Below are 6,269 nucleotides of genomic sequence, written 5' to 3'. Positions count from 1 at the left end.
CCGCGCTCCTGCACGAGGCCGAGCAGACGTTCCCACACCCCACCGCGCGACCACCGGATGAAGATCTGCGCGGCTCGCCACCACGGCCCCAGCTCGCGCGGGATTGCACGCCATTTGGCACCGTTCTGATGGCGCCACAGAATGGCTGAGAGTGTGCGCCGCAGGTCCTGCGGCGGTGTCTTCGCCTTCGGCCGGCAAGCCTCGACCAGCGGCTCCAGAACAGCCCATTGCGCGTCGCTCAGCATCGTGCCTCCTCAGGCCGGAGGCACAAAACGCATGCCGCACCAGATGGTTCAGGTGACGACAGGCCCTAGTGGTCAAAACCTAACGGTTGAGTCCGTCCCGGGTTTCGGTTTGGGCTGTGTCCTGCGAGTCTGGCGGGATGCACAGCGGCATCTCCTTCTCGCTTTCTGCTTCGGATCGCCTTCGACTGGACGCCCTCGTGGCTGACCGGAATACGCCGCAGAAGCATGTCTGGCGCGCTCGCATCGTGCTGCTGAGCGCCGATGGGCTCGGGACGCACGCGATCATGCGTGAGGCGGCCGTGTCCAAGACCGCGGTCTGGCGTTGGCAGGAGCGCTTCGCGCGAGAGGGTCTCGCTGGGCTCCTTCGCGACAAGACACGGCCAGCCCGCATCCCGCCGCTCGGCCCGGAGGTTGCGGCGCGCGTGGTGGCCCTGACCCAGGCTGATCCGCCCGGCGAGACCACGCATTGGACGGCAGCTGCCATGGCCCAGGCCACATCCATCAGCGTCTCGTCGGTGCAGCGGATCTGGCGCGGGCATTGCCTGCAGCCGCATCAGGCGCGGCAGTTCAAGCTCTCCAACGACCCGGCCTTCGCCGCCAAATTGCGCGATGTGGTCGGGCTCTACGTCGATCCACCAGCTCATGCCGTGGTGCTCTCCGTCGACGAGAAGTCGCAGATCCAGGCGCTGGCCCGAACGCAGGACCCGTTGCCGATGAAGCCGGGGCAGCCCACGACGCGCACCCACGACTACAAGCGCCACGGCACCACGACCTTGTTTGCCGCCCAGGACGTCCTACGGCGTGTCATCGCTTGAGCCAGTCGAGGGCTGCGGCGAGGGAGAGGACGCCTATGAAGCTGGCGGCGGTTTTCTCGTAACGGGTTGCGACGGCTCGCCATTCCTTAAGCCTGGCCCAGAGGCGCTCGATCTGATTGCGGTTGTTGTAGATCCAGTCCGGACAGGCGACGGGGGTCGTCGAAGCGTTGCACGGCCCCGATCCAGTCGCGAATGCCACAATGCTGCACGGCCCGAGCTACCAGGCCGGTGCCGGTGCTCGCCAGCTCAGGTGTCACGGTCTGGCCGGAGAAGAAGGTCTGGTCGAAGAACTGCCGGGCCTCGTCCACCATCCGGGCAGCGACGGCGGAGCTACCGACCTCCAGAAGCTGGTCGAGCTGGAACGGGATGCGAGAGCGCCGACGCGGCGCTGAGTTTTGCAACACCGGCGCACCAAGCGCTCATTATCTCGACATGGCGCCCTGGCTTCGGCCGGGGCGCCTTTCATCGTTTCAAGCGCTCCGAACTGCGCGGTCTCTCGCGCGGAGACCGATCCCCAAGCGTAGACCCTCTCAAACCACCCGGCTCGGGCCGCGGCGGTTTTTTCGTGCGCTGGGCCGCCGCTTGCGACGCCCGAGCTCCTCCCGACTTCAGCCTCGCCGGTACCCCCGCGCGAGGCTCTTTCGTTTCATAGTTTGCGGCTGCCCGCGCCCTGCCGGCGCTGGCCTACCTCTTAGATCAGCGAAGCCGCACCGCGGGCAGTCACGGCCTAAAATGCTGTGACAGAACTTCAGCCTCTTGAATGAGGCGGACATGTCGTGCCGCATCCACCTTGATGCGTCGATTTAACCAAGCAGCTGATCTTAGAACCGGTCAATATCCAAAGTTATCTGATATTATCTCGTAGATACGCCATCGGTGTTGCTGCGTGGGTCTCCGCCCAATTCGCAGGAGGCATCATTGGACGACGCTACATCAACCTTGGCTCCCGATCAGAGCAACCTAATCGAGCTCACGGCCGATATCGTGTCCGCTTCCGTCTCGAAGAACTCTGTGCCTACATCCGAAATGCCGGCGCTTCTGTCCGCGATCCACGGCACGCTCAGTGGATTGAGTAACCCCGCTACCCCGGCTGAGTCTAAGGTCGACCGTGCCACTCCGAGCCAGATCCGGAAGTCGATCACGCACGACGCGCTGATCAGCTTCGAAGACGGCCGACCGTACAAGACCCTGAAACGGCATCTGAGGGAAGTGGGCCTCACCCCGGACGAGTGCCCGGCGAAGTGGGGCCTGCCGGTCGACTACCTGATGACCGCCCCGAGCTACTCCGAGATGCGCTCGGCCCTGGCAAAGAACACTGGCCTCGGCAACCTGCGCCGGAACGCAGCCCCCAAGGTGGCGGAGGTCGCAGAGACGATCACCGAGGCGCCCAAGGCCCGAGGCCGGAAGAAGGGGTCGAGTCGGCGTCTGCACCGGCCGAGAAGCCCACGCGCGCCCGCAAGCCGAAGAAGGCTGCTGTTGCGGCCGAGTGAGGCAGCTCGGCGTGGGGGTTGTTCATTCACCCTTTGGCCGCCACCATCTCCTCGGGCGTCCGTCTCAACAGCCGACGCCAAGCCGGGGGTGCCGCGTTGACACTACGGCCTCTGGTGAGAAGCCCGCCCGGTTCGCCGCGGCGGGCTTTTTCGTGGGCCGAGCGCTGATGCAGGCTTCTCGGCTCATCTCGGCACGCGCCGCGGCGATCGAGCCTACAGTCAAAATTGCGCGCAATTGATATAGGTTGTACACAACCGACTAAGCGGCATGCTTCGAGCTGGCGAAATTTCGGAGGCTTGGACGTGGAACCGCACGACTTTTCCAGGGCGAACGACGACAGCGAGAGACGTCTGGCTCCCGCATCTGACGCTGTGACCGACCTAATCGTCGCTTTGTCGATCTGCGCGACTTCGCTCAACCAGCTGGCCGACGAAGTAGTCCGGTGTGCGGCGTGTACGAACGATCCTGATCAGCGAGAAGACCTGTGGGCGGCCGCACGAGGCCAACGGATCCGGGTCCTCGAGGTACAGGGCATGCTCGCGGTTCTGACCAAAGCCTTCACCGAAAGCTTCGTCGGCAACGAAGGTTCATAGGCGATGGTGGCCTGCGGACGGAGCTTTCCGTGGCATTGGCTGCGGCCTACCGTCGGTCATCGTGAACCCAGGCGGCTGTGCGTATCGTCTCCGCACGTCGAACCGTTCTCGATACTCCAGGTTTGCCGCGTGGGGGATCAGACCACGGAGGCGTGAGTGTCACGCTATTTCATCAGCACCACCAACGGCCACGAAGTCGAGGGCGTCGAGCTATCCGGCCGCGGGGCATTACGCGCCCTGCTGGGGAGGACACTGACGGCGATCCTCCACGACGAATGCGCGATCGACGGGTCGAAAGAGTGCAGCGCCCGAGCCTACCACGAAGACGGCAAGCTCGTGATGCGGGCGCGGGCTACCATCGACATCACAGATCAGTAGGCCACCCCGGTTCAAGGCTGGTGAGATCGGACGCTCCCCGCCCCGTGAGCAGATCGGGGCGGGGCCGAGCGGACAATACGCGGTTAGCCGCGCGCACCTCGCCATCCGGCCGCCTTCGCCTCGTCCTCGCTGCAGAACATGCGCTCGCCGGAGCCCGTGGTGATCACGGTCCGGTCGTAATCCCTCGTCCCGGGCAGGTGGTAGATCTTGTCGCCCTTGCGCGAGATTTTGCCCTTGATCGCACAGGCGGTCTGTACGGGCGCCGGAGCAGCGGCCGGGAGTTTCTCCATCTCCGGCCGGGTCTCCACGCCGCCGGCGCGCTTGGCGCGCCTCCAGTCCGACGGTGGATCGAAGGTGCCGGCCCAAAGGCCGCGCTTCAGCGCCCTCGCGGTGGTCTCGACCCCGACGTAGTCGCGGGAGTAACGCTGGTAGGCCGTGGCGTAGCCCTGGCTCGCCATCCAGGCGTTCAGGTCTTCGTCGCCTTTCCGGCATATCGCAACGGTTCGGCCATACCGATCAGTATCGCGCGGCTCACAGGAGATAATCGCCTCGCCGATCTGGCGAGCCAGGGCGAGCGCCGCCCCTTGCCCGCACCGGTAGGACTTGCCGGCAGCGTCCTGACAAAGCTGAGCACTCTCCGGCGCGTCGATGCCGTGCAGGCGGACCCGAGTGCTGCGGATCACCACCGTGTCACCGTCCGTGACGGAAGCATGCCCTACGATCGGCTCCGCCGCCAGAACCGGACCGGAGAGTAAAACGAGGACGGCGAGAGCGTGGCGCATCGCTTTGGGATAGCTCATTCGCAGCTTCCGGCAACCTCTTCCGCGAGGTCGTGCAGAGCCATAGGCGGCAGATGGCGGAGGTGGAGCAGCTTGCGCATCCGGCCGCACCCCCGCAATGGTTATGTAGCTTTGGAGCCGGCCTTCCTGCTGATAGACTCCTCGTCCGCAACGGCCCGATCTATAGCTTCGATTTCGGCCTGCACATTTTTGATGCTTTCCTGCTGATCCACGATTTTTCGGCGGTTCATCACCATCTGGTCGCGCAGCTCTTTTAAGGCATCAACCGGACTCAGCATGACGTTCCTCCTTTTGACGCGCGGAGAGTTGCGGGTGAGCTTACCTTCCCAACAAAATTGCTTTCCTTGAGGTTAATATCTCGCGTCAACTTCGATGATCTGAAACTCATGGTTCGCTCTCCAAAATTCTCTCGGCTTACCTCTGTTTCGTCACAGATATTATTGTCATTTACTTGCGACGATCCCTTCTTAGAACTCGGCGCCACCAATTGTCCGCGAGTATTGAGCGACATGCGGGGCATTGCAAAACACCTTTTATTGCCTGACATTGTAAATATGGTATCTAGGCGATCATATTGCGACTACCGAGACTCCTGAGATTTTTTGTAAAGCCATAGCCAGCCTCAGATTGACGATGGTCCGCTGACTGCTCTATTGGGTCTGAAAGCATCAACGTGCCCGCACCTCAGCAGAGCGCGGCCCGGCAGGATAGCTGCCAGCGAACGCATCGCACCAATACTAGCGGCGTCCTATTTCGCGACATCGTGCAGAAATACGGGCCTAAATGGCGAAGTCGGATTGTGGCCTTCGGAACTGATCGCCCGCTCGCGTGTCTTCCTATTACCTAAGTACCGACCCATCACAGCCCACCCGGCCTAACGCCGCGGTGGGCTTCTTGTCTTAGCTTCATCAGGAGAATGGCTTTGATACGTTTCACGGTCTCATATGCAAACAGAACAGGCGCAGTAATCACAAAACATAACACGACCCAGTCAGCGTACGAAGAAGCTCGCGAGTATATCCGCAAGGGCTACCATGATGTGATGCTAACTGATCTCGCAACTGGTTCGAGAAGCAGTTCGGCGCTTATCAAAAAAGACCTTGAACGCGTCGACGAGTTTTATCGCGATGCGCTGTAGATCGAATGCTCTGTCGCTGTCCCGCTGACGGCCAACTGCCGGCGCGAGCAAGGGATTTTTGAAGGGTCAGAACGGATTAAATATTTCACACAGGCTCCGGCTGACGGAGGGAGTCATGGATCTGCGCCAATCGCCGCCACTGAAGGCAATTTCTAAGAGTCCGTCCGAGAAGTCAGGCTAATCGGGCGAGGCGCCTGACGAGGATCATGACGGCTGCGGCGTAGAGGAAGGCTCGTGCGGAGACGAGGGTCGCTTCCGGATCCTTCCAGAGGCGTCGGTTGCGGCTGATCCAGGAGAAGAACCTCTCAACGACCCACCGGCGTGGATGAACAGCAAAGCCGACCTGATCCGGTGGCTTGCGCACGATCTCGACGGCGATGATCGTCGCGCTTGCTGGCTTGTCGCCGGCATAGCCTGCATCGGCGAACGCCTTGGCGATGAACGGGAAGGTCCGACGCGACAGGCGCAGCACCGGAACTGCTCCGTCCCGGTCCTGCACGTCGGCAGGCTGCGGATCGCGGACGAGCGCACGCCCCATCCAGGTCGACCAGCGCTTGGCGCTTGCGGACTTTGACCTTCTTGCCAGCGTCGTAGCCGCGCGGCCCGCCGCTCTCCATCGTTTTGACGGTCTGGCTGTCGAGCACTGCGGCAGACGGCGAGGCTTCCCGCCCGACACGCTCGCGATCAGCCATGACGAGGTGGTGGTTGATCCGGCCGAACAGCCCTGTGTCGCGCCAGCGGCTGAAGTAGCCGAACGTAATCGTGATCCTCCCTCGGCATCGCGGACACCTCTGATACGCTCATGCTGA

The 6,269-nt window shown here is 62.6% G+C and carries 7 protein-coding genes and 3 pseudogenes; 5 read left to right on the top strand and 5 right to left on the bottom strand.

Annotation, left to right across the window (positions count from 1 at the left end):
* The coding region (locus BMY19_RS28690) for a transposase (protein WP_139215732.1) at nt 1–245 on the bottom strand (245 nt) is incomplete at its 3' end.
* A 137-nt stretch (nt 246–382) separates the two neighbouring features.
* On the opposite strand from BMY19_RS28690, the pseudogene BMY19_RS28685 reads away from it, so the two are divergent.
* Nucleotides 383–1,042, top strand: a pseudogene (locus tag BMY19_RS28685) (IS630 family transposase); the annotation flags it as partial.
* Between the two features lie 7 nt (nt 1,043–1,049).
* Here the strand turns inward: BMY19_RS28685 and BMY19_RS28680 are convergent.
* Nucleotides 1,050–1,214, bottom strand: a pseudogene (locus BMY19_RS28680) (transposase); the annotation flags it as partial.
* Nucleotides 1,215–1,260: 46 nt separating this feature from the next.
* On the opposite strand from BMY19_RS28680, the gene BMY19_RS31075 reads away from it, so the two are divergent.
* The 4 genes from BMY19_RS31075 (at nt 1,261) to BMY19_RS28665 (ending at nt 3,522) form a co-directional block, all read left to right on the top strand.
* Nucleotides 1,261–1,452, top strand: coding sequence for a hypothetical protein (locus BMY19_RS31075; protein WP_165923062.1), 192 nt, complete (start codon nt 1,261–1,263; stop codon nt 1,450–1,452).
* A gap of 526 nt (nt 1,453–1,978) precedes the next feature.
* On the top strand, nt 1,979–2,650 hold the full coding sequence (locus BMY19_RS28670; protein WP_210186938.1) for a Ros/MucR family transcriptional regulator: 672 nt from the start codon (nt 1,979–1,981) through the stop codon (nt 2,648–2,650).
* Nucleotides 2,651–2,853: 203 nt separating this feature from the next.
* Nucleotides 2,854–3,144 carry a hypothetical protein gene (locus tag BMY19_RS30670; RefSeq protein ID WP_139215731.1) on the top strand — a complete coding sequence of 97 codons (291 nt, stop codon included), beginning with the start codon at nt 2,854–2,856 and terminating at the stop codon, nt 3,142–3,144.
* Between the two features lie 156 nt (nt 3,145–3,300).
* Entirely contained in the window at nt 3,301–3,522 is a 222-nt protein-coding gene (locus tag BMY19_RS28665) for a DUF6894 family protein (RefSeq protein WP_100253728.1), read from the top strand.
* Between the two features lie 83 nt (nt 3,523–3,605).
* Here BMY19_RS28665 and BMY19_RS28660 read toward each other — a convergent pair whose 3' ends face one another.
* From BMY19_RS28660 to BMY19_RS28655, 3 genes and pseudogenes are all read right to left on the bottom strand, one after another.
* A complete protein-coding gene (locus tag BMY19_RS28660) occupies nt 3,606–4,322 on the bottom strand; it encodes a thermonuclease family protein (RefSeq protein WP_244535061.1) in 717 nt (238 codons plus the stop codon).
* A 101-nt stretch (nt 4,323–4,423) separates the two neighbouring features.
* On the bottom strand, nt 4,424–4,600 hold the full coding sequence (locus BMY19_RS31070; protein WP_170863075.1) for a hypothetical protein: 177 nt from the start codon (nt 4,598–4,600) through the stop codon (nt 4,424–4,426).
* Nucleotides 4,601–5,632: 1,032 nt separating this feature from the next.
* Nucleotides 5,633–6,218: pseudogene (locus BMY19_RS28655) on the bottom strand (IS5 family transposase); the annotation flags it as partial.
* Nucleotides 6,219–6,269: the final 51 nt, after the last annotated feature.

The organism is Methylobacterium sp. UNC300MFChir4.1, assembly GCF_900110155.1.
Taxonomy (GTDB): domain Bacteria; phylum Pseudomonadota; class Alphaproteobacteria; order Rhizobiales; family Beijerinckiaceae; genus Methylobacterium.
Note: the sequence above shows the minus strand (reverse complement) of the source record. Positions and strands in the feature narration are given on the sequence as shown.

Bases quoted from the DNA above. Each gene is read 5' to 3' on its own strand.
- BMY19_RS28660 (WP_244535061.1), bottom strand. From the start codon at position 4,322: ATGAGCTATCCCAAAGCGATGCGCCACGCTCTCGCCGTCCTCGTTTTA.
- BMY19_RS31070 (WP_170863075.1), bottom strand. From the start codon at position 4,600: ATGCTGAGTCCGGTTGATGCCTTAAAAGAGCTGCGCGACCAGATGGTG.
- BMY19_RS31075 (WP_165923062.1), top strand. From the start codon at position 1,261: ATGCTGCACGGCCCGAGCTACCAGGCCGGTGCCGGTGCTCGCCAGCTC.